Origin of the sequence: Peribacillus simplex (assembly GCF_001542915.1) — a bacterium.
Classification (GTDB): Bacteria; Bacillota; Bacilli; order Bacillales; family DSM-1321; genus Peribacillus; species Peribacillus simplex_B.
Genome location: NZ_LNNH01000004.1, coordinates 60,735 through 86,080 on the forward strand (window position 1 = coordinate 60,735; position 25,346 = coordinate 86,080).

Genomic DNA, 25,346 nt, shown 5'->3' on the forward strand with positions numbered 1-25,346 from the left:
TGTGAGTTGAAAGCAACGGCGTGGTTCAGGAAAAGTCTCGTCATTTTGGTATCCGTTTTGACGTTCGGTCTTGTCACCCCTTCAGATTTGGCGTGGCTTGCCGAGGCCGATTCGTTAAAGGATACGAAAAAGGGGCTCGTCGAAGAAGAAGGTTTAGCCTATCTTGCTTCACAGAATTCGACTGAACGGAAAGCGGAATTCAATCGGGAAGAGTTTTTATCAGGCATGCTCGACAAAGCAGAGGAAAGCGCTTATATGAAATTTGGCGAAAAGATCAATCCTAAAATCGGTGATGAATTCAAGCTGGCCATCTTACCAAAAATGCAAGAAGCCCTAACAGAAATGGCCGCCCAATTTCCGGATGAAAAATTACAGCAATTAACGATCACAGAGCAGCCAAGTGCTGGCAGGGCAGAGAAAATTTTTCATATTTATGATTCATTAAGCGGCAAGGATATTATCCGCTTTCACGTCAGGCAGGAAAACCCCCCGCTTGAGGGGTATTGGTTCGATTTTCATTATCATACCTATCTTGATGCGTTTACGGCCCACCATCATCTCGGGAAAATATACTGGGATAAAAACACACCGCCTGAATGGACAAGCAAACAACAAAAGCTCTCCTAGGTTGGTTTCATTGATTTAATTTCATGGTAAGAGTAAGATGAAGATGAAATTTCCTATAAGCAGTAAATGATACGTTGTCATGCAACGTATTTATTTTGTTTTCCGTTCGAAATGGAGATATTATCCCCCGCGTTAGTGGGAATAATGGTAAATGACCATTGATTCATGCAGTAATAGGAGCAGAGGAGTCTTTTTCATGTCAGAGTTGTTGAATAACATTATTCAAACATATGCCCAATTTTTCGATTGGCATATGTGGGTGGAGGTTTTATCCGATCCAGTGAGCTGGGGGCTGATTGGAACGCTCGTTTTGATGGAAGGATTGCTATCAGCGGACAATGCTTTGGTATTGGCTGTAATGGTCAGGCATCTTCCGGTTAAACAGCGTAAAAAAGCCCTTTTTTATGGTTTATTGGGCGCATATGCTTTTAGGTTCGTGGCGATTGGAATCGGTGTTTTCCTCATTAAACTATGGTGGGTGAAAGTGATTGGAGCAGCCTACCTTGCTTGGCTCTCATTTAAATACTTCCGGAACAAAAGAAAACGGAAGGCCGGGGACGATGAAGCGATGCAAGGAATGAGTAAAAACAGCCTGTTGATCCGGATGTTCGGCATGTTTTGGGGAACGGTTGCATCAGTGGAACTGATGGATATCGCATTCTCCGTCGATAGCGTCCTGGCTGCCTTTGGAGTGAGTGAAAAAGTCTGGGTCCTCCTGACCGGCGGGATGATTGGAGTCCTGATGATGAGGGGCGTTGCAGGGGTATTCTTAAAATTGATCGATAAGGTTCCGCAATTGGAAACGGCGGCCTATGTGCTTATCGGTTTCATTTCCATTAAAATGTTGATTGCCGTTGCGGGAATCGAAATACCGCCCGCCATCTTTTTTGCCTTCATTTTACTGATTTTCGGCACCACGCTCGCATGGCACTTCAAAAAAGGAAAAAAGCTGAAAGAACATGGATGACAAAAAGCTGATATCAATAGTGATTCAGCTTAGATTGTAGACAAGAGGGGGGGCGGAAAGTGAAAAATCCAAACCTCTCGACAAATTCCTTTTCAATCTTCTTTAAGTTAAGAGATTCGTTACGGGCCCTCAATGGTTGGAGAGCAGGATCTTTGTCCTTCTTCTTAACCCTCAAACGCCGCGAAGGAAGGTTCGACTGCATGGACAATGCAGGTGCTTCCTTCCCGCGGGCGGCTTGGGAGCCTCCGGACGTTACAATCAACGGCTACATTGTACAACTCATAAAAATAGACAAACTCGATTTTTGTCGGGTTTGTCTACAGTCTGTGCTGACACCAAAAACTGGTGTCAGCTTTTTTTATGGAGCATATCAAGAATTTGAAGAAGGACTGTAAAAGTAGTGAAGAAAAGCAAAGGCAATAAAAAATTTAGCCAGAGAGAAGGCAGAAGCGGATGCAGCAGGATGCCAAAGAAAATGGAGAACAGCAAAAGGTCGAGAATGATGAATACTTTTAAACTGTAGATATCAAGAACTTCTTCAGCTAGCTCCCTTTGCTCATTCAAAAGGGCATTTTTATTATTGGTTTCCATGAAATCACCTTAAACCTTTTACATTATATAAGGTTGATATATGAAAGGGTTGCAGAAATGGTGCTCCCAAAATAAGCGTTGCCATAATTACCAATAAAACATGGAGTTTTCGCTTCCAATCCGTATGTTATACTAGAATAATAGTTTAAGGGAACGAACATACATACATTTTCAGTGAAATGGTGAAGGGGGAGAAGTTCATGCAACGGAAAAAGTGGCTAATCATATCGGCGTTATTTGTCTTTTTTTTAACCATGCTCTCCTATTCAATAGCAAAGGAAGATGGTATGAGATGGCGTGAATTGCCAAAAGATAGTCTTTTGAGGCAAGCTGACTTGTTTAATGACAATAAAGTTTTGCGGAAAATATTTTTATTTCCTGAAGAGGATTTCGATGAAAAGGAAGCGTTGAAAATTGGGGAAACGATCGATGAACTGCCCCAATCGTTATTGGAGAAAACGGCTGAGAGCGGTGTCAGGATTAAATTATTCCAAGGTAATCTAACAGAAAACCAATCGGCAGCTAATTTAAAGGGACATACGCCCCGGGGTTATTTGAATAAAAAAACGACCTGGGATGACGTGCCTGGCATGGGCGGATCTCATACCGTATTGGTCAAGATCGGCGCAAGCGATAAGGGCAACGGGCATGGGTCGGTCAATTTGGAGCTCCATGAACTGGCGCATTCGATTGATAATATCGTATTCGATGGGATTCGGGATGACATGGATTATTTAAAAATCTGGGGTAAGGAAGTGGATGGCTTGTTTCCCGGACAGTCGTATTTTTCCAATTATCCTGAAGAATATTTTGCCGAAACGTTTGCCATGTTTTATGTAAACCCAGAACAAAACCGATTACTTAAACAAAAAGCACCCAAGACATATCATTTTATTAAACAATTAGATTAAACATTGGACTTACGTTAAAATAAGATGAATGAATGTAGAAAAGGTGGTATAGCATGAAGCAGTATTTGGATTTATGTAAGCATGTCCTGGAAAATGGAACTCAAAAAGGCGATCGTACGGGAACGGGAACGATCAGTACCTTTGGCTATCAAATGAGGTTCAATTTGCAAGAAGGATTTCCTGTCCTTACGACGAAAAAGGTTAGTTTGAAAGCGATAATCCATGAATTGTTATGGTTTTTGAAGGGAGATACAAACGTTAGCTACCTTCAGGAAAATGGCGTGCGCATCTGGAATGAATGGGCTGATGAAAATGGTGAACTAGGTCCGATATATGGTCATCAATGGCGATCATGGGGGACGGCTGATGGTAGGCAAATCGACCAGATCAGTGAATTGATCGAGCAAATCAAAACGAATCCCAATTCAAGAAGATTGATAGTGAGTGCTTGGAATGTTGGGGAATTGGATGAGATGGCCTTGCCGCCATGTCATGCCTTCTTTCAATTCTATGTGGCTGACGGCAAGCTTTCGTGCCAGTTATATCAACGTTCGGCGGATGTTTTTTTAGGCGTTCCCTTTAATATAGCTTCGTATGCCCTGTTAACGATGATGATTGCCCAGGTGTGCGATTTGGAAGTGGGGGAATTTGTACATACCTTTGGGGACGTCCATATTTATTCTAACCATTTGGAACAGGTTGAGCTGCAATTGACTCGTGACCCTAAACCATTGCCGATCATGAAAATAAATCCGGAAGTGAAGAATATCTTCGATTTTAGCTTCGATGACTTCGTACTGGAAAATTATGAAGCGCATCCCCATATTAAGGGTGAGGTAAGCATATGATTTCGTTGATCGTCGCCATGGATCAAAACCGTGTGATTGGTAATGATAATCAACTGCCGTGGCATTTGCCGGCAGATTTGCAGTATTTTAAAAAAGTGACGTTGGGGCATCCCATCGTTATGGGAAGAAAAACATTTGAATCGATTGGCAGGGTGCTGCCTGGAAGGGAAAATGTCATCGTTACCCGCAATCAAGGTTTCAAGGCGGTGGGCTGTGTGGTCTTACATGATATTTCCCAAATCAAAACGTATGCAGACAATCGAGATGACGAGGTATTCGTGATCGGTGGGGCCGAAATCTTTAAAGAAATCCTGCCATTTGCCGATCGATTATATATAACGGAAATTCATGAAACATTTGCAGGTGATACCTTTTTTCCTGCCATTGAAGAAAATGAATGGGAAAAGGTTTCCTCAATCCGAGGTACCGTGGATGAAAAAAATTGCTTTGCACATGATTTCATTATCTTGCAAAAAAAATAAACGACGAATCCGGTTATGGGAAGTACCCATGATCGGATTTTTTGCATGAAAAGGATAAAAGATGGAATTTTTAGAAAAATCAATTACATTACCTGTAGTAAAGTGCTATAATGATTGAATTGATTAGGAAGGAAATGAGGGATAGTTATGAATCAGACTGCATCAATGAACAGGGGGATCCAATTGGAGGATATTCTAATTGCCTATAGAGAACTGAAAGACATCGTTCTACATACTCCTCTACAAAAAAATCAGAGACTATCTGATAAATATGAATGTAATGTTTATTTAAAACGCGAGGATCTACAACATGTGCGCTCCTTTAAATTAAGAGGGGCATTCTACAAAATGAAGAGCTTGACCCACGAAGAGACGGCGAACGGAGTCATATGTGCCAGTGCAGGCAACCATGCACAAGGGGTCGCTTTTTCCTGCAGCCAGTTGGGGATACATGGCAAAATTTTCATGCCTGCCACAACACCAAGGCAAAAGGTCGATCAAGTACAGCTATTTGGCAAGGATAACGTCGAGATCATTCTTGCCGGTGATACATTCGATGATGCATTTGCCATGGCGATGGAATGCTGTGAAAAAGAAGGGCGCACTTTTATCCACCCATTTGATGATGATAAAGTTATTGCCGGACAGGGTACGACGGCTGTTGAAATCCTGAATGATTGTGAAGCTGAAATTGACTATGTCTTCGCGGCAATCGGCGGCGGCGGACTGATGGCTGGTGTATCCAGTTATTTCAAATCGGTTTCACCTAATACGAAATGCATTGGTGTGGAGCCGCTTGATGCGGCATCGATGGAATATTCGTTCAAGGAAGGGAAAGTGACTGAACTTGAAAGCATAGATACCTTCGTGGACGGTGCAGCAGTCAAGTGCGTAGGACAAAAAACATTTCGGTTATGCAAAGATAACCTGGAAGACATCGTTGTCGTTCCTTCCGGACAAATCTGTACGACCATCCTCGATTTATATAATCAGCATGCGATTGTCGCCGAGCCGGCAGGAGCCATTTCTGTAGCGGCGTTGGATTCGTACAAAGAACAAATCAAAGGGAAAACGGTTGTTTGCATGGTCAGTGGCGGGAACAACGATATTGGGCGGATGCAGGAAATCAAGGAGAAATCTTTACTATATGAAGGGCTGCTTTATTATTTTATCGTCAATTTTCCACAACGGGCCGGCGCATTAAGGGAATTCCTTGACGAGGTTCTAGGGCCGAATGATGATATCAGCCGTTTTGAATACACAAAGAAAAACAATAAAGAAAGCGGTCCTGCATTGGTGGGTATCGAATTGAAAGTCAAGAATGACTATGAGGGACTCATCCAAAGAATGAATAAAAAAGGTTTCTCTTTCGTCGAGGTCAATAAAGACAGTAATTTATTTCACTTGTTGATTTAAGCAGCTACAACATGATAAATTAGGATAGAATAATATTATATTTTACATTTTATTCTACCTTCCCAGTCGTAACAAACACCCTGTCGATAATTGTTACCATTATATGACGGATTGTCGGTTTACTTTCAATTGGTTGGAAATGGTATTATAATCAAGGTATGTTTAATTATAACACCAAAGGGGTTGTATCCATGTCGAACATTGGAGTACCTGGTCTAATTCTCATCCTGATATTGGCACTAATAATATTTGGTCCGAAGAAACTTCCTGAGATTGGCCGTGCATTTGGACAAACGCTTCGTGAATTCAAAAAGTCCACGAATGAATTAACAAAAGGCGATTATGAGGAAGATAAGAAATTACAACAAAAAAATCATGAATGATTAAACGGTGGGCGTAAGATGGAATCGTCTTGCGCCTTTATGCTGGAACAAAGACACTGATTTTGAAGGCGTGATCAATAGTGGAAGATAAAGAACTAAATATCATCGATCATCTCGATGAACTAAGAAAACGGCTCATCATAACAGCTGTTGCTTTTATCATCTTTTTTATCGCCAGTTTTATTTATGTTGAAGAAATTTATCATTGGTTTGTGAAGGATCTTGATTTTGACCTGATGGTATTGGGCCCAAGTGATATCATTTGGATTTACTTCATGCTTTCCGGCGTGGTGGCCATTGCAGCAACGATACCGATAATTGCCCTGCAAATCTGGTTATTCGTCAAGCCTGCCTTGATGCCGAATGAAGTAAGGGCGACGCTTTCCTATATCCCGGCACTTTTTCTGCTATTTATTGGAGGCCTGGCATTCGGTTATTTCGTCATTTTCCCGACGATCCTCCAGTTCTTGATTGAATTGGGAGATGGGATGTTCATAACGAATTTCACTGCGGATAAGTACTTTTCATTCGTCTTCAATATGACCATGCCATTTGCAGTTTTGTTCGAGCTTCCCGTCGTTACGATGTTTTTGACCTCCATCGGCATCATCAATCCGTATGTGCTTCAAAAGTTAAGGAAATATGCGTACTTTGTTCTCGTGGTCATCGCCGTATCGATCACGCCGCCTGACTTTATGTCAGACTTCCTGGTAATGGTTCCGTTGCTGCTATTATATGAAATCAGCATTTCCTTATCAAAGGTCGTCTATAAACGCAAGGTGAAACGTGAAAGTTTGCGTGATGGCAACATTGAAGAAGGTATATGAAAAAGACCCATGAAGGCACCTGTCCTTCATGGGTCTTTTTGTATTCTTGATAACAAGCATGATTTGTCCTATTTTTTACACATTTGAATATTTATACTTTTGGATTTATTGTGTATAATGTAAGCAATCGGTTGAAAATGAGGATTGATATTTTGATGTTCAAATGCTTGGAATTCAAAGATTGTTTTGGACATAAGGTCACCATTTCAGAAATACCTGTCTTACTGCCTAGTGATCCGAATTTTTTTATGTTGACCGTGCGTTTGGAAGTATTCGTAAAGAAAGTTTTTGCCAATAAAGATCATAAAGAGAGTTACTCATTTAAGCAATATTTAGCATCCGTGCTCAAATGGCCTGTATATAACACAATTTTTCCTGGGAATTTACTTAATAATGCTTGATGCGGACTGTTCCATCGCTAACTAATCCGATAATAGAGATGCCCCGAATTCCACGAGATATCGAATGAAGCGGCATCATTTAAGGTTAGTGGATGGAACGGTCTTTTTTTGTGTAATCATTTCGAGGCGAAGCATGCCTCGGGATGACAAAAAGGACCTTAGGTTTAAATGCTTACCTTGAGTAGGTATAATACAATAGATATGTTAATTTAGGGATGTGTATTGATGAATAAAGTAAAGATAGTGACAGACTCAACGGTGGATATGACACCGGAAGAACTGGAATATTATGATATCACGATGGTTCCTTTATCGATTTCCATTGATGGGGAAACCTTTTTGGATAAAGTCGAAATCGAACAGGAAGAATTCCTGAAAAGGATGAACCGTTCAAAAGAACTTCCGAAAAGCTCACAGCCTGCGGCAGGAACGTTTATGGAGGTTTACAACGAGCTTGGCAAAGACGGCACGGAGGTCCTTTCCATCCATATGACAGGTGGTATGAGCGGGACTGTACGCTCTGCGGAAAGTGCCGCAAGCATGTCCGACGCGAAGGTAACCGTTTTTGACTCGAAATTCATTTCCAAGTCGATGTCTTTCCAAGTGATCGAGGCCGCAAAGCTTGCGAAAGAAGGGAAATCCGTTGCAGAAATAATCGAAAGGCTGGAGCATATCAAGAAACAGTCAAGCCTGATCATTGTCATCGAAACACTGGATAACCTTGTTAAGGGCGGCAGGATTGGGAAAGTTTCCGCTTTTATCGGTTCACTGCTTCACATCAAGCCGATAGCGCTTTTGGAGGATGGTGTATTGCATCCGGTTTCCAAAGCCAGAAGCCAGTCACAGGTCGTGAAGTTCATCATCAAGAAATTCAAGGAAGATACGGATGGTAAAAAAATCAGGGGCATTGGTTTTGTACATGCCAACGGTTTCGAATTGGCGGATAAAGTCCGTCATGCCATCAGTGAACTATCTGGCTTTCAGGATTTAAAGATAGAAGAAACCACCGCCGTTGTCAGTACCCATACAGGTGAGGGCGCCATGGCAATCATGTATTATTGGGATTGAGATGAATATTATCGGTTAGGTTCTTCCTTTTGACATAGATTATCGCTCCATAGAAAGAGGTACTGTCCTCCATGCAAAGGTTCTGTTAGAATGAAAGAAGTATCAGAATATTTTATACATAAAGGACGGGGTAGAAATGAGAAAGCTGCATGTGCTAATGGCAGCTATGGGGGCATCGATACTATTGCTATTGACGGCATGTGGTTCAAGTGGTGTCCCGGAAGCGAAAAATTGGGACCTTGAGGATTTTAGTTACATCGATCAGGATGGCAAGCCTTTTTCAAAAAGTGATCTCAAGGGTAAGGTTTGGGTAGCGGATTTTATCTTTACCAGCTGTGAAACGGTCTGTCTGCCGATGACCTCCAATATGTCGAAGCTGCAACAGCAATTGAAGGATGAAGGGATAGAGGATGTGGAATTCGTCTCCTTTTCTGTCGATCCCGAAATAGACAAGCCGGATGTATTAAAGAAATTTGGTGATCAATTTAATGTCGATTATAAAAATTGGCATTTTTTGACTGGTTATGGTCAGGGAGAAATCGAGCAATTTGCACTGGATAATTTCAAGACGATCGTCAAAAAACCAGAAAAAGAGGATCAGGTCATTCATGGAACCAGCTTTTTTCTCATGGATCAAGACGGCAAGATCATTCGCGATTATACGGGTCTGCAGGACATCCCCTTTGAGGACATGATCAAGCATATAAAAATCCTGCAAAATTATTGAACAGGCTACTGACCTGTTCTTTTTTTTTCGGCTGTGTTCGCATAATTTGTTGCTATTGCCCAAGTCATGCGTTGTGTTTGATATCCCCGTGAACGCCCGTGGTTTCATCTGACCCGATCTTCCGGCAGGAGCCTTGCATTTCCGCCAGGATCAACCTTAAATCGCTTCGTTTTAAAAACAAAACCTTTACGAAAAGAACTTTTTTTTGTTTACCTTGCTTTATATTGGGGTAAGTGGAACAGTCGAGTGGATTTTTGAAGAAACGGATGAACTGAAGAATGATTTTACATGCTCAGTACATGCTAAATTTTATAGGACTAGCTTTAATTCGCGGCATTTTTCATATCATATGGTAGGAAAGGCTATCGCTTGAATTATAGCGGAGGTATATTGTTTGCAATCTTTCGTTTTCTACATGATATAATATATGGGTAGGAAGGTGAGGGCCATGAGATACAGAATCACCTGTCTTTTCATATGCATAGTTTGGATTTCTGGTTGCGGTCAAAGCGAAACGGCTTCAAGCCAACCAGCTGTTCAGCAGAAAAGCATCGTTAAGCTGAGTGAAAAGGAAACGATTCCTGCCAGCTTTTTTCCGGATCCTGTGAAAATCGTGTCAATTGGCGATTCCTTGACTCAAGGCGTCGGTGATAGCAAAGATAATGGCGGGTATCTGCCTTATTTACAAAATAAGCTGGAGAAAGAGCCATCGATTACTTCTGTAGAGATGATCAATCATGGTATACGCGGAAATCGAACCGATCAACTTTTGAAAAGACTGGATAAGGCAAGAATTAAAAAAGACATTGAACAAGCTGATTCGGTCGTCGTCACAATCGGTGGCAATGATATCATGAAGGTGTTTAAAAAGAATTTCTCGAATTTGGAATTGAATCAGTTTAAGGCGGCAAAATCAGGGTATGAAAAAAGATTGAGGCAGATACTCGATAAGGTGCGCTCAGAAAATGACCATGCCCAAATTTACCTTGTAGGCGTGTATAATCCGTTTTCCAAGTGGTTCGGGGATTTTTATGAGCTTGATCTGATCATGAATGATTGGAATGAAAGTGGCAAAGAAATTATCGAAGAATATGATTCAGCTTATTTTATTGAAATAGCAGATATTTTCAAGAATTCCGATGAAGATTTGCTTTATGCTGAAGATTATTTTCATCCGAATGATCGTGGTTATGAATTGATTGCGACAAGAATTTATAATGACATGGATATCACCACTATTGGAAAGGACACGTTGGAAGCAAGTGCCAAAGGAGATGATGACCAAGAATGACAAAGGTCAAATGGAAGACTTTGTTTTTTTCCCTCTTAGCGATAAACATCCTGGTCATCCTGTTCGTTCTGATTTTAGTGAATTTACCCGCTAAAGACAAAGAACTCATACCAAAGGTTAGCCACGAGGAAGATATCCAATTTCAAATTCACACAAATCGTGAAGATTTGACAAGACTGATCAATCAGTATCTCGATAAGGAAGGATTGACAGGTCCCATGCATTACGAAGTATATTTGACGGACGAGGTCGAGTTGTATGGGACGATGCCATTTTTCAATCGTGAAGTGGAAATGAAATTAACTTTCGAGCCGATTGCTCAAAAGAACGGGGACTTGGTGTTAAAGCAAAAATCTATTGCGGTCGGCCGAATGAATCTTCCTGTGTCATATGTAATGAATTTAATAAACGAACGCTATAATATGCCGGAATGGGTCAGCATCAGGCCAAATGATGAAAGTATTTACGTTTCGTTACAGGATATGGAATTGAAAAGTGACATCAGGGTCAAAGCGAAGGATTTCAATCTTAAAAAGGATGATATTTCGTTTTTATTGACCATCCCATCATCGTTTCAGTGATCGAGGGGAAATGGATGAAAAAACCAGGATTGATATGTCCTGGTTTTTTTATTTATGGAGATAACATAATTGATTCTAAGCGGTCTGTTTCATGATTCAAGCCGATTATATAAAGGGTCGAAGCTGTATTTTCTTTAAATTCCATATCAGGCAATGAGGATACGATTCGTTTTGTCCCGGCTTCCCTTGCATCGAAATCAACAATCATGGGATGGATCGTGAGATAGTCACTTGCCTGTTGGAAAGAGATCTCTTCGAATACGACATCCCCATCTTTTACGGCAATATCGACCGAAGGCATTGCGCGTGCCAAATGTATGAAGCGGAACTTTGCTTCATTTTGAGGGACAAAGGGCAGATCAATGAATGGTAAGAGTGTCAAGGACTCATTGGCAAAAGCGGCGGCGAGCGTATAAGATGTCCCTCCTTCGAGCTCCAGGTTCCGGCTGAGCAGGGGCGAACGGGTTTCTTCATTCAAATATATGTCCAACTGGTGCCTTCCAGCAGGGAAGGTCATGTAACGACTGCTTTCTTTAAATGAGAGGTTTTTGAAAATAGGGACTCCATTTACATGAATATCCATGGAGGGGGCAGCTGAAGCAACTTGTAAAATGCGCATTTGTGCAGGAAGTGTGACTTTCATTTGTTCATATTTCAGTTGTTGTGACGCTTTTTCAAGATTTTTCAAATGTTTCTGGGAATAATACTCATGTAGCTTTGGATTGCTGTATTGATAATAAGACGATAGTAAACCATAGGTTTTCGCTTTTTGTAAAAATGATTGTGTATCGCTCATTTCCAAACACCTCGCATTTTTCCATTATGACTCCATCTTACGGGGGAATGCCAATGTGTGTGTCTGACCCATTCATTGAAAAGATGGATGAAACGGCATATTATTTTACAGGGCAAAGTAAAAGCGTTAAAATGCATTCAATGAATCGTTTGTAAAAAGGGAGGATTTCTTTTGACGAAACAGTTAGAGAAAGCAACATTCGCAGGCGGATGCTTCTGGTGCATGGTGAAACCGTTCGATGAGCAGCCTGGTATCGAATCCGTTATTTCCGGATATACCGGCGGGACAACGGAAAATCCCACGTACAAGGAAGTTTGCTCTGAAACCACGGGACATTTTGAAGCTGTTCAAATTACATTTGATCCAAAAGTCTTTCCATATGAGGACATAGTCGAGTTGTTTTGGCAGCAAATCGACCCGACCGATGCCGGAGGACAATTTTATGACCGGGGAAGTTCCTATCAAACGGCAATTTTTTATCATGACGAAAAACAACGCGAAATTGCTGAAGCATCCAAAGCCGAGCTTTCGGCGAGCGGCAAATTTTCGAAACCGATCGTAACGCCGATCATACCAGCGGCTCCATTTTATCCAGCAGAGACCTATCATCAGCATTATTATAAAAAGCAGCCTGAGCATTATGAAAGATATTCGACCGGTTCGGGCCGAAAAGCATTTATACAAAATTATTGGGGGGATAAAAAATGAAAAGTAAAGACGAATTGAAGCAGAAACTTTCACCGATCCAATATGAAGTCACGCAAAACAACGGAACAGAACCAGCGTTCCATAATGAATATTGGAATTTGAAGGAAGCAGGGTTATATGTGGATATCGTTTCAGGTGACCCACTGTTCACTTCAAAGGAAAAATTCGATTCAGGCTGCGGTTGGCCAAGTTTTACGAAACCGCTTAAAGAAGAAGAAGTAGTGGAAAACCTTGATACGAGTTACGGAATGAGAAGAATCGAGGTTCGTTCAAAAAATGCCGATTCCCATCTTGGTCATGTTTTCAATGATGGACCGGGACCATCCGGGCTGCGTTATTGCATCAATTCCGCATCTTTACGGTTCATACCGCTTGAAGACCTTGAAAAAGAAGGGTACGGAGAATACAAAAAGCTATTTGATTGAATGTAAAAACCCCGATTCATTTATCGGGGTTTTTACAATTTAATCGGTGATGATCGATGCAATCCTGACAGATGGGATGGTATCCTGGTCGAATGCTTTTATTCTCCCCGCTACCTCAAAACGGACGGTATGCGGACCGGGAGGTAGTCCGTTTGTGACGTATATATATCTTTCCCGGGCGAATGGCCACCATGTATTCAATGTCGTGACTTCATTGCCGTCGATCCAGACTTTGACCTCTCCGCCATCCGGACTTCTCAGCAGCTTTACGCCAAGAATGCTTCCGTTGAATTGATAATCTATCACACTGCCTTTTTCACTGCTTGTATAATAGCCGCCTTTAGGACGGAAGCCCTTCATTTTTTCATAGTGTTCAATTTCCGATAATTCTAATTCCGCATGGGCGTGAAGCTTAGAGGGAAGCGCTGCTACAGTCTTTTCCCGTTTGACGTTATCCTGGAAGCGATCATAAATGGCATTCGCATAAAATCTATAGCCAAGACCATTCGGATGAACCAGATCTTTAGTCAACTGTTTCTCCGTATAACCGGAATTCCTGAATACCGGACGCATATCAACATTCGTTGCGCCGTAATGATTGGATAAACGTGCAATCGCGGCAGCAAATTCGTCCTGCTTCAAGGAACTTTCCGTTATCGTAAACAATTCTGCATGAGGGTGAAGGTGTTTTGCTTTTCTGATCAATGCCTCATAGGTCATCGTAAAATCGTCGACATTCATATATTTTCGGTCATTCTCACCAAATACGATGAAAATCAAATCCTTATGTTCATGTTCCCTTCTTTGGGAAAGCTTGAATAGACCCTCAAAAGCAGTGGAGCCGCTTTGGACTACATAATCGCCGTGTAAACGGGAATCATCTTTTTCGTTCATTTTATGTTCTAACTGTTTGAACCATGTCAGGCTAGGATTTTCAGCGCCAGATCCCCTGCCGATACTGTCACCGATAACGAGATATTGAATGGGCTGTCCTGATTGGAATTTTTGATAAACATTTATCGAATCATCTGATCCATAGGTTTTAGGAACTTTTTGAAGGATATAGCTGATAAGAAGAATCGTGGCGATTGCAGCGAAAGGGATGAAGGATTTTGCGTACTTTTTCAATTGTGTTCCCCCGTTTAACCTTTTATGTATCCATTATAGGAATGGGATAGCTTAAAGAGGCTAAGAATTGTTTTTTCCTTATTATATCCCAAATTCAACGTAACACAATAAAATAAGAAACGTTTTTTGACATTTTTCTTGGTTATTTTTAGTGGTTCATCCCTGAAGGATGTAGCGATGAATTCGAAAGTTTTCCCTAAATCAAGAAAAAATGGGCAAATACACAGACCAAGGCGGGCGTATTGACATATGGTAAGGTGTAAAGAGAAATCAGAATTCTAAAAGGAGTGAAACTTTATGTACGGATATGGTGGATTTGGCGGAGGATACGGCTATGGTGGTGGTAACTGCGGCGGTGGCGGTGGATACGGTGGCGGTTGCGGCGGATTTGGATCAGGCTTCGCATTAATCGTTGTCTTGTTCATTCTGTTGATTATCATCGGTGCTTCATTCTGTTGCTAATGGAATAGACTAAAAGACCAGTTGAGAAACTGGTCTTTCTTCATGTTGGAATGACAGGGACGGGAATGACTCTAAAGATTGCCGACCATATATGGACAGGCAGGATTCATGCGGTGCACCCTTTTTAAGCGGCTTGATTTTTCTTTATTGACCATTTCTGCTAAAATAACGACTATGTAATGTAATGAAGGGAGAAATGGAAATGATACCTTCCCGTCTGCAAGCAGGGGATGAAATACGCGTCATTGCGCCTTCGAGAAGCTTGGCGATTGTCAAGGGGGAGCAACGGAGATTGGCCGAAGAAAGATTGACGGAGCTTGGTTTTAAGGTGACATATGGAAAAACGGCTTTGTTTCATGATGACTTTTTTTCGAATTCGATCGAGGACCGGATCGAGGATTTGCATGATGCATTCAGGGATCCGAATGTAAAAGGAATCTTCACAGCCATCGGGGGTTATAATGCCAATCAATTATTACGGTATATCGATTACGATTTGATTGAAAAAAACCCTAAAGTGTTGATGGGATATAGTGATATAACCGCCATTTTATTGGCTATCCACAAAAAAACAGACTTAACTACATACTCCGGTCCGCATTTTTCTACATTCGGGATGAAGGCCGGGCTTGCATACACGATGGAGCACTTCAAAAAGGCCACAATCGAAAGTGACAGCTTCTTTCTAGCACCGAGTGAAACGTGGAGTGATGATTCTTGGCATTTGGAACAGGAGGACCGCACCTTCCACCCGAATGACGGGTATATGGTCATCCAGGAAGGGGATGCAGCCGGGACCGTCATTGGCGGAAATCTTTGCACCCTCAATTTATTGCAAGGAACAGAGTTCATGCCTTCCCTTAAAGGACGTATCCTGTTCATAGAAGATGACGAAGAAAGTCATCCATTCAGTTTTGACAGGGATTTACAATCATTGCTGCACCAGCCAGATGCAGGTGGAATCAAGGGAATCATCATCGGCCGTTTCCAAAAGGAATCGGGAATGACCGATTATGCCTTGCAGGAAATCATTGCAACAAAAAAAGAGCTAAAGGGCATTCCTGTCATCGCAAATGCCAATTTTGGCCATGTTCATCCATTCGTGACGGTACCAAACGGTTCGAAGGCATCCTTGAATGTGAAGAACGGAAAAGCAACGATCCATATCCAAACATAAATTCATATAATTGCGCCGTTCAGAAGTGGACGGTGTTTTAATCTGTTTGGGCAGGCAGAAATATAGTTTCGTTTTTGGCGTTTTTTAGGAGGGGACCGTTTAATCCGCTCTGGAAATTTCCTTGTTTAATAAGCATTATTAGGGAATATGAGTCTAATTGTTCAAATTCTATATTTTTCTGATATAATACTAAGAGATTTAAAATAGAAAAGGTGATTATGTGTTATTAACAATTCAAGCATCCAGTCGTTTAGAAGGGGCTTTGGCCGAATATAATAAAAAGGGCCGTGTAAGCCATACTTGCTTCGTATGTAACGAAGACACTTCCAATGGGGATGCAAGTAACTTGAACTACTATAAGCTAGGAACTAAAAAGGTTTGTCTTTCTTGCATGAAAGATGTTTTGCGTCATCCATCTTTAAAAGAGTATGAATATGTACATACTTCAGTTATCGATAAAACTGCTTTTTATAAAAATGTGCTGGCTGTTTTAAAGGATGAAAGTTTTTTGGAATCGATTCGTGAACAAAAACTAATACCCGCATTGTAAGAAAAAAGTGTATCTCTCGTGGATACACTTTTTTTGTCAATTTTTTTTGGCAATTCTTTGAAACTAAGAAATTGAGTCCTTTACAGGCTTAGAGCAAATTCCTAGCAAGATTGCCGTACACAGGACATACACTGTATTATACTGCATGTGTTTTTTTAGAGAAGGAGAGTGTGGGCTTATGCAGCAGTCTTCATTAATTAAGCCGGTCTTAGGGGGAGCCTACCCGACCATCAGTCATGGTCAAGGCGTTTTTTTATACGACAAAAAAGGAAAGGATTACCTGGATGCCTCCTCCGGTGCGGTTACTGCCAATATTGGCCATGGTGTTCAGGAAGTGATGGAGGCGATGGTTAAACAGGCTAAACAGGTTTCATTCGTTTATCGGTCACAGTTTACTAGTGAAGCAGCAGAAGAACTTGCCGAGAAAATAGCTGAATTGACAAAGGGGGATCTAACGTATAGCTTTTTTGTGAACAGCGGCTCCGAAGCGACTGAAACGGCTTTGAAAATTGCGATTCAGCATTGGCAGGAAAAAGGAAAGCCACGGAAGCAAAAAGTCATTTCACGCTGGATGAGCTACCATGGTATTACGATGGGGGCGCTATCGATGTCTGGTCATCCAATTCGCCGGGAACGGTTCACCTCCATGCTTGAATCCTATCCTTCCGTGTCTCCGCCCTATTGTTACAGGTGTCCGCTTCAACTTGATGCACACACGTGCGGGATGGCCTGTGCGTCGGAATTGGAAGCATCAATACGCAGAATTGGCAGTGACAACATAGCGGCATTCATTGCCGAACCTGTCATCGGTGCTGCGGGAGGGGCCATCGTCCCGCCTGATGGCTATTTTCAAAAGCTAAAGAAAATCTGCGAGGAGCATGACATATTATTCATTGCCGATGAAGTCATGACAGGCTTTGGCCGGACCGGTAAGATGCTTGCCTGTGAGCATTGGGATGTTGAACCAGATATCGTTACATTTGGCAAAGGGATGAGCGGCGGATATACCCCGATAGCTGCGGCAGTCATGACCAAAAAAGTGATGGAGCCGATACTGGGGGGATCAAGGTCCATCATGGGCGGTCACACGCTTAGTGCGAATCCATTATCGTGTGCCATTTCGTTGGCCGTATTGAAATATGTCGAGGAGAATGAACTGGTCGAGAAATCAGGCGATCGGGGGAAAGACCTGAGCAGGGGCCTGAAGAAACTGGCGCGGAAATATTCCTTTATTGGTGATATCCGTGGCAGAGGTTTATTGATTGGCCTCGAATTCGTTCAGGACAAAGTCGCAAAGACCCCGTTTCCAAACCCGGCCGATGTGACCCAGGCAATCATTGAATTGGGCATGAAAAATGGTATACTCCTCTATCCTGCAGCAGCAGGCCTTGACGGTGTAACCGGATCGGCGATCATCATTTCCCCGCCGCTGACGATAACGGAAGAAGAATGTGCTGAATTGTTAATGAGGATTGATATAACTTTTCAGCAATTTAATGAAACTTTGGGCAAGTTGCCATCCTAACGAGGAAGTGAATCGCCGTGTCTGAAAATACATTCGGGAAAATTTGCCGTTTTGAAGATATTGTCCATCTGTTTAAAGATCACCAGTCCATCCTTTATGGCGGCTTCGGTGGCATAGGGACACCTCCGGGCTTAATCAATCTGATTTTGGAAACAGGCATTAAGCATCTAACCTTGATTGGTAATGATACGGGCTTCCCCGAGATAGGCATCGGAAAACTGGTCACGCAGCGCCGTGCCAAAAAAGTCATCGCCTCCCATATCGGTTCCAATCCCAACGCTGGTTCACTAATGAACAACGGTGAACTAGAGGTGGAATTCTCCCCGCAAGGGACACTCGCCGAACGCATCAGGGCTGGCGGGATGGGCCTGGGTGGGATACTGACTGATATCGGCATCGATGCCGATATCGTCCGGGATGGCAAACAGATCATCAACCTCGGTGATGAACGATATTTGGTTGAACCGGCATTAACGGGGGATATCGCCATCGTTTATGCAGAAATGGCAGATTCGTATGGTAATTTAATATTTGATAAAACCGCGCGGAATACGAATCCGCTCGTGGCGATGGCCGGCAAAATCACGATTGTCGAAGCACGGCACATCGTTCCGCTAGGCTCAATGGATCCCGAGGATATCATTGTACCGGGAGCCTTTGTCGATCATATCATTCCTTCGAAAGGAGTCGATTGGAAGTGGGCTTGGGAACCGAAGATAGAAATCGATTAGCGAAACGTGCTGCAGCTGAAATTAGCAATGGAATGCTGGTCAACTTAGGGATCGGGATGCCATCGCTCGTCCCGAATCATCTCATCCATGCTCGCGATGTGATGTTTCATGCAGAAAATGGCCTTGTGGGAATGGGCAGTGCTCCTGACAGGGGAAAAGAAGATGCTCATCTTTGCAATGCCGGTGGACAGCCGATCACCATCAGGGACGGGGCTTCCTACTGCGATAGCACGGTTGCATTCGGCATGATACGGCAGGGCTTGGTGGATATCACGATTCTTGGAGCCCTTCAAGTCAGTGAAGCGGGAGACCTTGCCAATTGGATCGTCCCGGGCAGTCGGGTGCCAGGCATGGGCGGTGCCATGGAACTGGCGGCAAAGGCTAAAAAGGTCATCGTCTTGATGGAGCATTGTGATAAAACGGGAATGTCTAAAATAGTCGAAACATGTACGTTACCGTTAACGTCCAAAAAATGCGTACATATGATCATCACGGAGCTTGGCGTGTTTTCCGTAACGAAAGCAGGCCTCCTATTGACCGATATATTTGCAGCCGCAAGCATAAGTGAAATCAGGAAAAAGACCGGAGCCTCCTTTACTGTGTCTAATAACATCCATATTTTACAAGAGTGAGAGAGGAGAATGGATATATGTACGAGAATGAAATAAGGACGTGGCTGAAGGACTCACGGACTAAGGCTGTTCAATTGCTGCAAAAGCTGGTCCAGGAACCGAGCAGGAGAGGGCAGGAAGGGAGTGCACAAGCCATAGTCGTCGAGAAGTGCAGGCAACTTGGGCTTGAAATAGATTTGTGGGAAATCGGGGATGAGCAATTGCGGAATCATCCTCATTTTTATTGTGATCGCAAGGATTTTAAAGGAAATCCGAATCTTGTCGCGATAAAAAGAGGAACCGGCAGCGGGAAGTCGATTATTTTGAACGGTCATATTGATGTAGTCCCAGAAGGTGATCATTCAGCATGGCAAGACGAACCGTATAGTGGCAGATTGATGGACGGAAAAGTATTCGGAAGGGGAACGACCGATATGAAAGGCGGCAATGTTTCCTTATTGCTGGCGATTGAAGCGATTGTCGAGTCAGGTATCCAATTGAAGGGAGACGTGATTTTTCAGAGTGTGATTGAAGAGGAAAGCGGGGGTGCCGGGACGCTAGCCGCGGTCATGCGCGGATACAAAGCGGATGGGGCGATCATCCCGGAACCTACCAATATGAAACTATTTCCGCTGCAGCAGGGATCGATGTGGTTTCGGCTGATCGTAACAGGAAAGTCTGCGCATGGAGGCACAAGGTATGAAGGAGTCAGTGCCATTGATAAAGCAGTGGTCGTCATGAAAGAAATCAAGCAGCTTGAACAAGTTCGGAACGAGCCACTCCGTCATTCGCTTTATAAAAATGTCCCCATCCCGGTTCCGATCAACATAGGAAGCCTGACAAGCGGCAATTGGCCTTCTTCCGTGCCCGATACAGCCGTCCTTGAAGGACGATTCGGCATTGCCCCTACAGAAACCATGGAGGAGGCACAGATGTCGCTGATCCAATTGATCGAAGCCATGAATGAACGTGATGAATGGTTCAAGGAAAAGCCGATTATATTGGAATGGTTTGGTGCCAGGTGGCTGCCTGGCAGTCTCGAAACGAACCATCCGCTAATGAAAACGATTGGAACGTATTATGAAAAGGTGAGGGGGAAAGAGCCGGTTGTCGAAGCATCTCCTTGGGCGACGGATGGAGGCTATCTGTCAACGGTGGGTTCGACCCCCGTCGTCGTGTTTGGACCGGGAGAAACGAAGCTGGCCCACGACGCCAACGAATATATAGAAGTGGATAAAATGATGCAGGCTGCGGAAATCATCGCCTTGACCATTATCGATTGGTGTGAGGCCGAGCAGAATTAATCATTTTCCGAGTGGTCTGATTCCAATAAGGGTCAGGCCTTTTGTTACAATGGTAACTGGGTATGAAAGGAGCGAAAAGAATGGAAACGGGAATCATCGAAAAACAAATTAAAAAGCAGCGCTGCACCATTCATTTGACGATCGACCACTTTAATAAGCGAGTCAGGGTGGAGGATTATCTCGGTCATTTTCAAGAATGCATCGAGGAAACTTTAAAGGCGGCCGCCGACATGGCTGCAGAGAAAATCATTTTCAAGACCCGCAAAGAAAACCTTCAGGAATTGCTCTCCCGGGGCTTCTTATACGAAGGCAGCATCGATAGGTTCTTTTTGGGAAGCGACTGCTTCTTCCTTGTCAAATATACCAGGAATGAACGGCGAAACAGTGTCGAATGGGATAAGGAAGATCGAATCCTCACCGATGTTTTGAATTTGCCGAGTAAAGCGGGACGGGATGAACCGCCGTCCACTTATCAGGTTCGCAAAGCGGAGCTAGCGGATGCCAAACAGCTTGCACAGTTATATGGCAAGGTTTTCGAGGTATATCCAACACCGATGAATGATCCGGCATATGTGAAAAAATGCATCGAAAACGGAACGGTTTTTTATATCTATCTTCACGAAGGGAAACTTGTCAGTGCCGCTTCAGCCGAAATTGATGCTTTTTACCATAATGCAGAAATCACCGATTGTGCGACATTGCCGGAACATCGGCAGTTCGGGCTGATGAAGCATCTGATTGCCAATATCGAAGACTATCTCATTTCACATGAAATTTATTGCATCTATTCGATTGCCAGATCGCTCTCATTCGGGATGAATGCGGCACTGCATCAGCATGGCTACTCCTATCGGGGGCGCCTCGCCAATAATTGTTACATCTTCGATAAACTTGAAGATATGAATCTATGGGTGAAAAATTATACATGATTGCTCAATTTTAAGCGGAACTTGGCAAGTTTTCGGCATTTCCTCATATACATGTAGCAAGTATGAACTTGAGGAGGGGTATGTTGCCGGGTGAATCATTTAATACACGCGAGGTACTGGAAGCAATTTTGGATACCATTGATGAAGGGATTCATGTGATCGATCCAAAAGGGCAGACCATCTTCTATAATGGGGTTGCAGCCAACCACGACGGAATGAAAAGAAGTGAAGTGCTGGGGAAACCATTGCTGGAGGCCTTTCCTTCTTTGAATCATAAATCATCCACATTACTGCGAGTTATCAAATCGGAAAAACCTATCTACAACTATAATCAGTCCTATGTAAATGCACATGGGCGAATCATTGAAACGCTTAATACGACCCTTCCGATAAATGTTGATGGGGTCATCGTAGGTGCCATTGAAATCGCAAAGGATTACTCAAGTTTAAAGCAATTATCGGAAAGGCTAGCGGACCTGGAAAGCTCGCTCAAGACAAGTAAGAATCCTGAAAAGAAACCGGAGCCCGGCCATTTGCATCGTTTCTCGGAAATCTTAACGAGTGATCAACAGTTCAAAAGCTTGATATCAAAAGGAAAGCGGGCCGCCCGTTCCTCTTCATCGGTATTGGTCTATGGAGAGAGCGGCGTAGGAAAAGAGCTTTTTGTCCAAAGCATCCATCGCGAATCCAGCCGGGGAATGGAGCCCTTCATTGCCCAAAACTGTGCGGCATTACCAGGGGAGCTTTTGGAATCGCTCTTATTCGGTACGGCTAAAGGAATTTACACAGGTGCTTTGGAGCGCAAGGGATTATTTGAATTGGCGCATGGCGGGACTTTGTTTCTGGATGAATTGCAGTCGATGCCGATTGACCTGCAGGCAAAGCTATTGCGCGTGCTGGAAGATGGATCCATCAGGAGGATAGGAGGCGCAGGAAGCGTACAGGTGGATGTCAGGGTCATGGCAGCGATGAATATCGATCCCAAAAAGGCCGTTTCGGAAAACAAACTTAGACCGGATTTATTTTACAGGTTGAACGTATTGAGTTACGAGCTTCCTCCGCTAAGGGAGAGAGCGAAAGATATCGAGCTTTTGACGGAGCATTTCATATCCATGAATAATAGGAAATTAGGAATGGACATTAAAGGCGTCGATGAGGAGATCAGGCTTTTTTTTCAGCACTATCAATGGCCAGGCAATGTTAGGGAGCTGAAACATACGATTGAATTCATGATGAACCATACTGAGCAGGAAATTTTGATTCTCGAAGATTTGCCCCAGTTGTTAAAGAAACAATCATCTTCACCTCAAGAGGTCCTTCCGCTTAGGGAGGCAATGCTTGAGATGGAAACTAAATTGATTACCGATGCTCTTCTTCAAACAAAGGGGAATGTTTTTCAAGCATCGAAGCTATTGCAGATTCCTCGACAGACGCTGCAATATAAAATCAGGAAACATACTTGAATGCAAAAAATCCGGATGCAATCGCTGCAGTCCGGATTTTTTTATGGGTAATGGAAATTTCCGGGTCATTTTGGCACCTCTCTTGCATTTAATACTACTATCATAACTCAGGAGGTATGACCATGTTATTTGACTTATATAAGCCAGAGCGTAACTGGAAAGATATAGAGCTATGGAAAGATGTAACCGAAGAACAATGGAACAACTGGCTGTGGCAGCTTACGAATACGATCCGCACCGTCGATGATTTGAAGAAAGTGATCGATCTCACTCCCGATGAGGAGGAAGGCGTAAGGATTTCCACTAAAACCATTCCGCTGAACATTACACCATATTATGCCTCGTTAATGAATAAAAATGATCCGCGCTGCCCAATAAGAATGCAATCGGTCCCGATTTCGGAGGAAATGCATAAAACCAAATACGACATGGAAGATCCCTTGCATGAAGACGAGGACTCCCCTGTGCCCGGTTTGACCCATCGATATCCTGATCGCGTCCTTTTCCTGGTGACGAATCAATGCTCCATGTACTGCCGGTATTGTACAAGAAGACGTTTTTCCGGACAAATCGGCATGGGCGTACCTAAAAAACAATTAGATGCGGCAATCGGCTATATACGCGATACTCCAGCGGTACGGGATGTGCTTATATCCGGCGGGGACGGGTTGCTTATCAATGACACGATCCTGGAATATATCCTCAAAAACTTAAGAGACATCCCTCATGTTGAAATAATCAGGATCGGTACCCGGGCCCCTGTCGTCTTTCCTCAAAGAATCACTGAGAATTTATGTACCATCTTAAAAAAATATCATCCGGTTTGGCTGAACACCCACTTCAACACTTCAATCGAAATTACCGAAGAGTCGAAAAAAGCGTGTGAGATGCTGGCCGATGCAGGTGTCCCTGTAGGCAATCAGGCCGTCATTTTAGCAGGGATAAATGACAGTGTCGCGATCATGAAGAAGCTGATGCATGATCTTGTCAAGATTCGTGTCCGTCCGTACTATATTTATCAATGTGATCTTTCGGAAGGAATTGGGCACTTCCGGGCACCCATATCAAAAGGGATTGAAATCATTGAAGGGCTGCGGGGTCACACCTCTGGGTATGCCGTACCTACATTCGTCGTAGATGCGCCAGGAGGGGGAGGGAAAATCACGCTTCAGCCGAATTATATCCTCTCGCAATCTCCAACGAAAACGGTTCTGCGCAATTTTGAGGGCGTGATAACCACCTATCCAGAACCTGAGCAGTATACACCTGGTTTGGCAGACGACTACTTCAAAGGAGTTTATCCGGATATGGAAGAAAAACGGTCAGATATTGGCATATCCGGTTTAATGAATGACCAGCAATTCAATTTAGTTCCTGAAGGGCTGAAGCGAATGAATCGAAGGGAAAACTATGTCACAAATCCAGAGCACGCATCATTGAAAAACCAGCGGGAAAAGCGGGACCTATTAAAGGAAAAGAAATTCCAGGCACAGCAAAAAAAGGACACACCAAAAGGGGATGAATAACATGGAGACATGTCCGTGGTGCGAGAAGGGAAAACTGTCGGCGATAAATGGAACCGTATATTGGGAATTGCCGGATGGCACGAGAGCGATAGAAATAACCGAAACGCCTTCATCCCATTGTGAGCATTGCGATGCACTTTTTCAAAATGATGAAATTGTCAAGGAAATTGAAAATCAACTTTTCCTGATCGATTCGAAGCAGCTTGAAAAACAGACAAAGTACAGTGAGTTAATGAGTATGAAAAGGCTGCTGAAACGCAATTACTTTGACTTTTCGTAAAGATGGTTGAATATCCATGCAGGAAAAAAACCTCCATTTATGGCGGAACGAGTGTTCCTCACTCAATTCATCATCAATGAGGGGTTTTTTCCAATTCAATAACCAATCCCATTCATTGCCCCCAAGCGAAAGCGATCCTTACCATACGTCCATTCGAATCTTTCATCAAGATTTGTAGAAGATATGACCTATAGGCGTCTGCAAATGGTGACCGCCTCTTGGATGACGTGTGAAAACCGTTGCTTGTCCATGAACATCATGAAAGAAAATCGTAAGGCACTCCAAAAGAGTGGACGGAAGGGGAAGATTCCGATATATTTAAGCTGAAATCATCGTTTTTTAGGGGGGGCTCGACACAATGAGACCATTTTATTTATATTTAATGAAGTTTCGACAGCCGAAGGAAGTGGATGCCATTACTACATTTGCAAATCATGCTTATGAGGATCACGGCTTTCCGAAACATTCGACAGATTATAATGAAGTGAGCAGTTATTTGGAATTGAATGCGGACTATCTCGAAAGTATGACGGTATTTGATCAGGCGTGGGAAAAATATGTCCAAATTGAAGAAGGACTCCTGCAGGAAGATCAGGAATAGGGAGGAACCG

The 25,346-nt window shown here is 43.1% G+C and carries 30 protein-coding genes; 28 read left to right on the top strand and 2 right to left on the bottom strand.

Features of this window, described 5'->3' with window-relative positions:
- The first annotated feature begins 6 nt into the window (after positions 1 to 6).
- The 14 genes from AS888_RS01345 to AS888_RS01415 all read left to right on the top strand — a co-directional run bounded on the left by AS888_RS01345 (position 7) and on the right by AS888_RS01415 (position 11,120).
- Positions 7 to 627 carry a YpjP family protein gene (locus AS888_RS01345; RefSeq protein ID WP_061140413.1) on the top strand — a complete coding sequence of 207 codons (621 nt, stop codon included), beginning with the start codon at positions 7 to 9 and terminating at the stop codon, positions 625 to 627.
- A 196-nt stretch (positions 628 to 823) separates the two neighbouring features.
- Positions 824 to 1,594 carry a TerC family protein gene (locus AS888_RS01350; protein ID WP_061140414.1) on the top strand — a complete coding sequence of 257 codons (771 nt, stop codon included), beginning with the start codon at positions 824 to 826 and terminating at the stop codon, positions 1,592 to 1,594.
- 59 nt (positions 1,595 to 1,653) lie between these two features.
- Complete coding sequence (locus AS888_RS25420) at positions 1,654 to 1,989, top strand: hypothetical protein (RefSeq protein WP_155645344.1); 336 nt, start codon at positions 1,654 to 1,656, stop codon at positions 1,987 to 1,989.
- 396 nt (positions 1,990 to 2,385) lie between these two features.
- Positions 2,386 to 3,096 (top strand): anthrax toxin lethal factor-related metalloendopeptidase, encoded by a 711-nt coding sequence (locus AS888_RS01365; protein WP_061140417.1) that lies wholly within the window; start codon positions 2,386 to 2,388, stop codon positions 3,094 to 3,096.
- A gap of 53 nt (positions 3,097 to 3,149) precedes the next feature.
- Positions 3,150 to 3,944 carry a thymidylate synthase gene (locus AS888_RS01370; protein WP_061140418.1) on the top strand — a complete coding sequence of 265 codons (795 nt, stop codon included), beginning with the start codon at positions 3,150 to 3,152 and terminating at the stop codon, positions 3,942 to 3,944.
- Entirely contained in the window at positions 3,941 to 4,426 is a 486-nt protein-coding gene (locus AS888_RS01375; protein ID WP_061140419.1) for a dihydrofolate reductase, read from the top strand. The genes AS888_RS01370 and AS888_RS01375 overlap by 4 nt, the downstream gene beginning before the upstream one ends.
- A gap of 165 nt (positions 4,427 to 4,591) precedes the next feature.
- Entirely contained in the window at positions 4,592 to 5,842 is a 1,251-nt protein-coding gene (gene ilvA, locus AS888_RS01380; RefSeq protein WP_260320078.1) for a threonine ammonia-lyase IlvA, read from the top strand.
- 191 nt (positions 5,843 to 6,033) lie between these two features.
- Positions 6,034 to 6,225 carry a twin-arginine translocase TatA/TatE family subunit gene (locus tag AS888_RS01385; protein WP_061140421.1) on the top strand — a complete coding sequence of 64 codons (192 nt, stop codon included), beginning with the start codon at positions 6,034 to 6,036 and terminating at the stop codon, positions 6,223 to 6,225.
- An 80-nt stretch (positions 6,226 to 6,305) separates the two neighbouring features.
- A complete protein-coding gene (gene tatC, locus AS888_RS01390; protein WP_061140422.1) occupies positions 6,306 to 7,052 on the top strand; it encodes a twin-arginine translocase subunit TatC in 747 nt (248 codons plus the stop codon).
- Between the two features lie 167 nt (positions 7,053 to 7,219).
- Positions 7,220 to 7,453 (top strand): DUF2535 family protein, encoded by a 234-nt coding sequence (locus AS888_RS01395; RefSeq protein WP_397250474.1) that lies wholly within the window; start codon positions 7,220 to 7,222, stop codon positions 7,451 to 7,453.
- 225 nt (positions 7,454 to 7,678) lie between these two features.
- On the top strand, positions 7,679 to 8,521 hold the full coding sequence (locus AS888_RS01400) for a DegV family protein (RefSeq protein ID WP_061140424.1): 843 nt from the start codon (positions 7,679 to 7,681) through the stop codon (positions 8,519 to 8,521).
- Positions 8,522 to 8,657: 136 nt separating this feature from the next.
- Complete coding sequence (locus AS888_RS01405; protein WP_061140425.1) at positions 8,658 to 9,248, top strand: SCO family protein; 591 nt, start codon at positions 8,658 to 8,660, stop codon at positions 9,246 to 9,248.
- A gap of 448 nt (positions 9,249 to 9,696) precedes the next feature.
- Positions 9,697 to 10,539, top strand: a complete 843-nt coding sequence (locus tag AS888_RS01410; protein ID WP_061140426.1) for an SGNH/GDSL hydrolase family protein — start codon at positions 9,697 to 9,699, stop codon at positions 10,537 to 10,539.
- A complete protein-coding gene (locus AS888_RS01415) occupies positions 10,536 to 11,120 on the top strand; it encodes a YpmS family protein (protein WP_061140427.1) in 585 nt (194 codons plus the stop codon). Before AS888_RS01410 ends, AS888_RS01415 begins: the two co-directional genes overlap by 4 nt.
- Positions 11,121 to 11,172: 52 nt before the next feature.
- Here the strand turns inward: AS888_RS01415 and AS888_RS01420 are convergent, their stop codons facing one another.
- Positions 11,173 to 11,916: a DUF4397 domain-containing protein gene (locus tag AS888_RS01420; RefSeq protein ID WP_061140428.1), complete on the bottom strand. Its 744-nt coding sequence runs from the start codon at positions 11,914 to 11,916 to the stop codon at positions 11,173 to 11,175.
- Positions 11,917 to 12,138: 222 nt separating this feature from the next.
- Between AS888_RS01420 and msrA the strand changes: the two genes are divergently transcribed.
- Positions 12,139 to 12,624 carry a peptide-methionine (S)-S-oxide reductase MsrA gene (gene msrA / locus AS888_RS01425; RefSeq protein ID WP_061140505.1) on the top strand — a complete coding sequence of 162 codons (486 nt, stop codon included), beginning with the start codon at positions 12,139 to 12,141 and terminating at the stop codon, positions 12,622 to 12,624.
- The gene (gene msrB / locus AS888_RS01430; protein WP_061140429.1) at positions 12,621 to 13,049 is read left to right on the top strand and encodes a peptide-methionine (R)-S-oxide reductase MsrB; all 429 of its coding nucleotides are present in this window, start codon (positions 12,621 to 12,623) and stop codon (positions 13,047 to 13,049) included. The genes msrA and msrB overlap by 4 nt, the downstream gene beginning before the upstream one ends.
- A gap of 39 nt (positions 13,050 to 13,088) precedes the next feature.
- Here msrB and AS888_RS01435 read toward each other — a convergent pair whose 3' ends face one another.
- Positions 13,089 to 14,177, bottom strand: a complete 1,089-nt coding sequence (locus tag AS888_RS01435; RefSeq protein WP_061140430.1) for an SGNH/GDSL hydrolase family protein — start codon at positions 14,175 to 14,177, stop codon at positions 13,089 to 13,091.
- A gap of 297 nt (positions 14,178 to 14,474) precedes the next feature.
- On the opposite strand from AS888_RS01435, the gene AS888_RS01440 reads away from it, so the two are divergent.
- From AS888_RS01440 to AS888_RS01495, 12 genes are all read left to right on the top strand, one after another.
- Entirely contained in the window at positions 14,475 to 14,639 is a 165-nt protein-coding gene (locus AS888_RS01440) for a YjcZ family sporulation protein (RefSeq protein WP_061140431.1), read from the top strand.
- A 202-nt stretch (positions 14,640 to 14,841) separates the two neighbouring features.
- A complete protein-coding gene (locus tag AS888_RS01445; protein ID WP_061140432.1) occupies positions 14,842 to 15,816 on the top strand; it encodes a S66 family peptidase in 975 nt (324 codons plus the stop codon).
- Between the two features lie 220 nt (positions 15,817 to 16,036).
- Entirely contained in the window at positions 16,037 to 16,366 is a 330-nt protein-coding gene (locus AS888_RS01450) for a hypothetical protein (RefSeq protein WP_061140433.1), read from the top strand.
- A 178-nt stretch (positions 16,367 to 16,544) separates the two neighbouring features.
- Entirely contained in the window at positions 16,545 to 17,891 is a 1,347-nt protein-coding gene (locus AS888_RS01455) for an aspartate aminotransferase family protein (protein WP_061140434.1), read from the top strand.
- Between the two features lie 11 nt (positions 17,892 to 17,902).
- Complete coding sequence (locus tag AS888_RS01460; protein WP_061140435.1) at positions 17,903 to 18,622, top strand: CoA transferase subunit A; 720 nt, start codon at positions 17,903 to 17,905, stop codon at positions 18,620 to 18,622.
- Positions 18,589 to 19,254 carry a 3-oxoacid CoA-transferase subunit B gene (locus tag AS888_RS01465; RefSeq protein ID WP_061140436.1) on the top strand — a complete coding sequence of 222 codons (666 nt, stop codon included), beginning with the start codon at positions 18,589 to 18,591 and terminating at the stop codon, positions 19,252 to 19,254. The genes AS888_RS01460 and AS888_RS01465 overlap by 34 nt, the downstream gene beginning before the upstream one ends.
- Before the next feature lie 17 nt (positions 19,255 to 19,271).
- On the top strand, positions 19,272 to 20,537 hold the full coding sequence (locus tag AS888_RS01470) for a peptidase (protein WP_061140437.1): 1,266 nt from the start codon (positions 19,272 to 19,274) through the stop codon (positions 20,535 to 20,537).
- Between the two features lie 80 nt (positions 20,538 to 20,617).
- A complete protein-coding gene (ablB, locus tag AS888_RS01475; RefSeq protein WP_061140438.1) occupies positions 20,618 to 21,466 on the top strand; it encodes a putative beta-lysine N-acetyltransferase in 849 nt (282 codons plus the stop codon).
- Between the two features lie 83 nt (positions 21,467 to 21,549).
- Positions 21,550 to 22,929, top strand: a complete 1,380-nt coding sequence (locus tag AS888_RS01480; RefSeq protein WP_185113006.1) for a sigma-54 interaction domain-containing protein — start codon at positions 21,550 to 21,552, stop codon at positions 22,927 to 22,929.
- Between the two features lie 122 nt (positions 22,930 to 23,051).
- Positions 23,052 to 24,455 carry a lysine 2,3-aminomutase gene (gene kamA, locus AS888_RS01485; protein WP_061140440.1) on the top strand — a complete coding sequence of 468 codons (1,404 nt, stop codon included), beginning with the start codon at positions 23,052 to 23,054 and terminating at the stop codon, positions 24,453 to 24,455.
- Between the two features lies 1 nt (position 24,456).
- Complete coding sequence (locus AS888_RS01490; protein ID WP_061140441.1) at positions 24,457 to 24,735, top strand: YokU family protein; 279 nt, start codon at positions 24,457 to 24,459, stop codon at positions 24,733 to 24,735.
- Positions 24,736 to 25,093: 358 nt separating this feature from the next.
- Positions 25,094 to 25,336, top strand: a complete 243-nt coding sequence (locus AS888_RS01495; protein ID WP_061140442.1) for a YozE family protein — start codon at positions 25,094 to 25,096, stop codon at positions 25,334 to 25,336.
- Positions 25,337 to 25,346: the final 10 nt, after the last annotated feature.

Coding starts and splice junctions, on each gene's coding strand:
- AS888_RS01470 (WP_061140437.1), top strand. CDS start 19,272: ATGTACGAGAATGAAATAAGGACGTGGCTGAAGGACTCACGGACTAAG.
- AS888_RS01445 (WP_061140432.1), top strand. CDS start 14,842: ATGATACCTTCCCGTCTGCAAGCAGGGGATGAAATACGCGTCATTGCG.
- AS888_RS01420 (WP_061140428.1), bottom strand. CDS start 11,916: ATGAGCGATACACAATCATTTTTACAAAAAGCGAAAACCTATGGTTTA.
- AS888_RS01415 (WP_061140427.1), top strand. CDS start 10,536: ATGACAAAGGTCAAATGGAAGACTTTGTTTTTTTCCCTCTTAGCGATA.
- AS888_RS01455 (WP_061140434.1), top strand. CDS start 16,545: ATGCAGCAGTCTTCATTAATTAAGCCGGTCTTAGGGGGAGCCTACCCG.
- AS888_RS01365 (WP_061140417.1), top strand. CDS start 2,386: ATGCAACGGAAAAAGTGGCTAATCATATCGGCGTTATTTGTCTTTTTT.
- AS888_RS01350 (WP_061140414.1), top strand. CDS start 824: ATGTCAGAGTTGTTGAATAACATTATTCAAACATATGCCCAATTTTTC.
- AS888_RS01405 (WP_061140425.1), top strand. CDS start 8,658: ATGAGAAAGCTGCATGTGCTAATGGCAGCTATGGGGGCATCGATACTA.
- AS888_RS01440 (WP_061140431.1), top strand. CDS start 14,475: ATGTACGGATATGGTGGATTTGGCGGAGGATACGGCTATGGTGGTGGT.
- AS888_RS01385 (WP_061140421.1), top strand. CDS start 6,034: ATGTCGAACATTGGAGTACCTGGTCTAATTCTCATCCTGATATTGGCA.
- AS888_RS01375 (WP_061140419.1), top strand. CDS start 3,941: ATGATTTCGTTGATCGTCGCCATGGATCAAAACCGTGTGATTGGTAAT.
- AS888_RS01370 (WP_061140418.1), top strand. CDS start 3,150: ATGAAGCAGTATTTGGATTTATGTAAGCATGTCCTGGAAAATGGAACT.
- msrB (WP_061140429.1), top strand. CDS start 12,621: ATGAAAAGTAAAGACGAATTGAAGCAGAAACTTTCACCGATCCAATAT.
- msrA (WP_061140505.1), top strand. CDS start 12,139: ATGGTGAAACCGTTCGATGAGCAGCCTGGTATCGAATCCGTTATTTCC.
- AS888_RS01490 (WP_061140441.1), top strand. CDS start 24,457: ATGGAGACATGTCCGTGGTGCGAGAAGGGAAAACTGTCGGCGATAAAT.
- AS888_RS01495 (WP_061140442.1), top strand. CDS start 25,094: ATGAGACCATTTTATTTATATTTAATGAAGTTTCGACAGCCGAAGGAA.
- ilvA (WP_260320078.1), top strand. CDS start 4,592: ATGAACAGGGGGATCCAATTGGAGGATATTCTAATTGCCTATAGAGAA.
- AS888_RS01400 (WP_061140424.1), top strand. CDS start 7,679: ATGAATAAAGTAAAGATAGTGACAGACTCAACGGTGGATATGACACCG.
- AS888_RS01410 (WP_061140426.1), top strand. CDS start 9,697: ATGAGATACAGAATCACCTGTCTTTTCATATGCATAGTTTGGATTTCT.
- ablB (WP_061140438.1), top strand. CDS start 20,618: ATGGAAACGGGAATCATCGAAAAACAAATTAAAAAGCAGCGCTGCACC.
- kamA (WP_061140440.1), top strand. CDS start 23,052: ATGTTATTTGACTTATATAAGCCAGAGCGTAACTGGAAAGATATAGAG.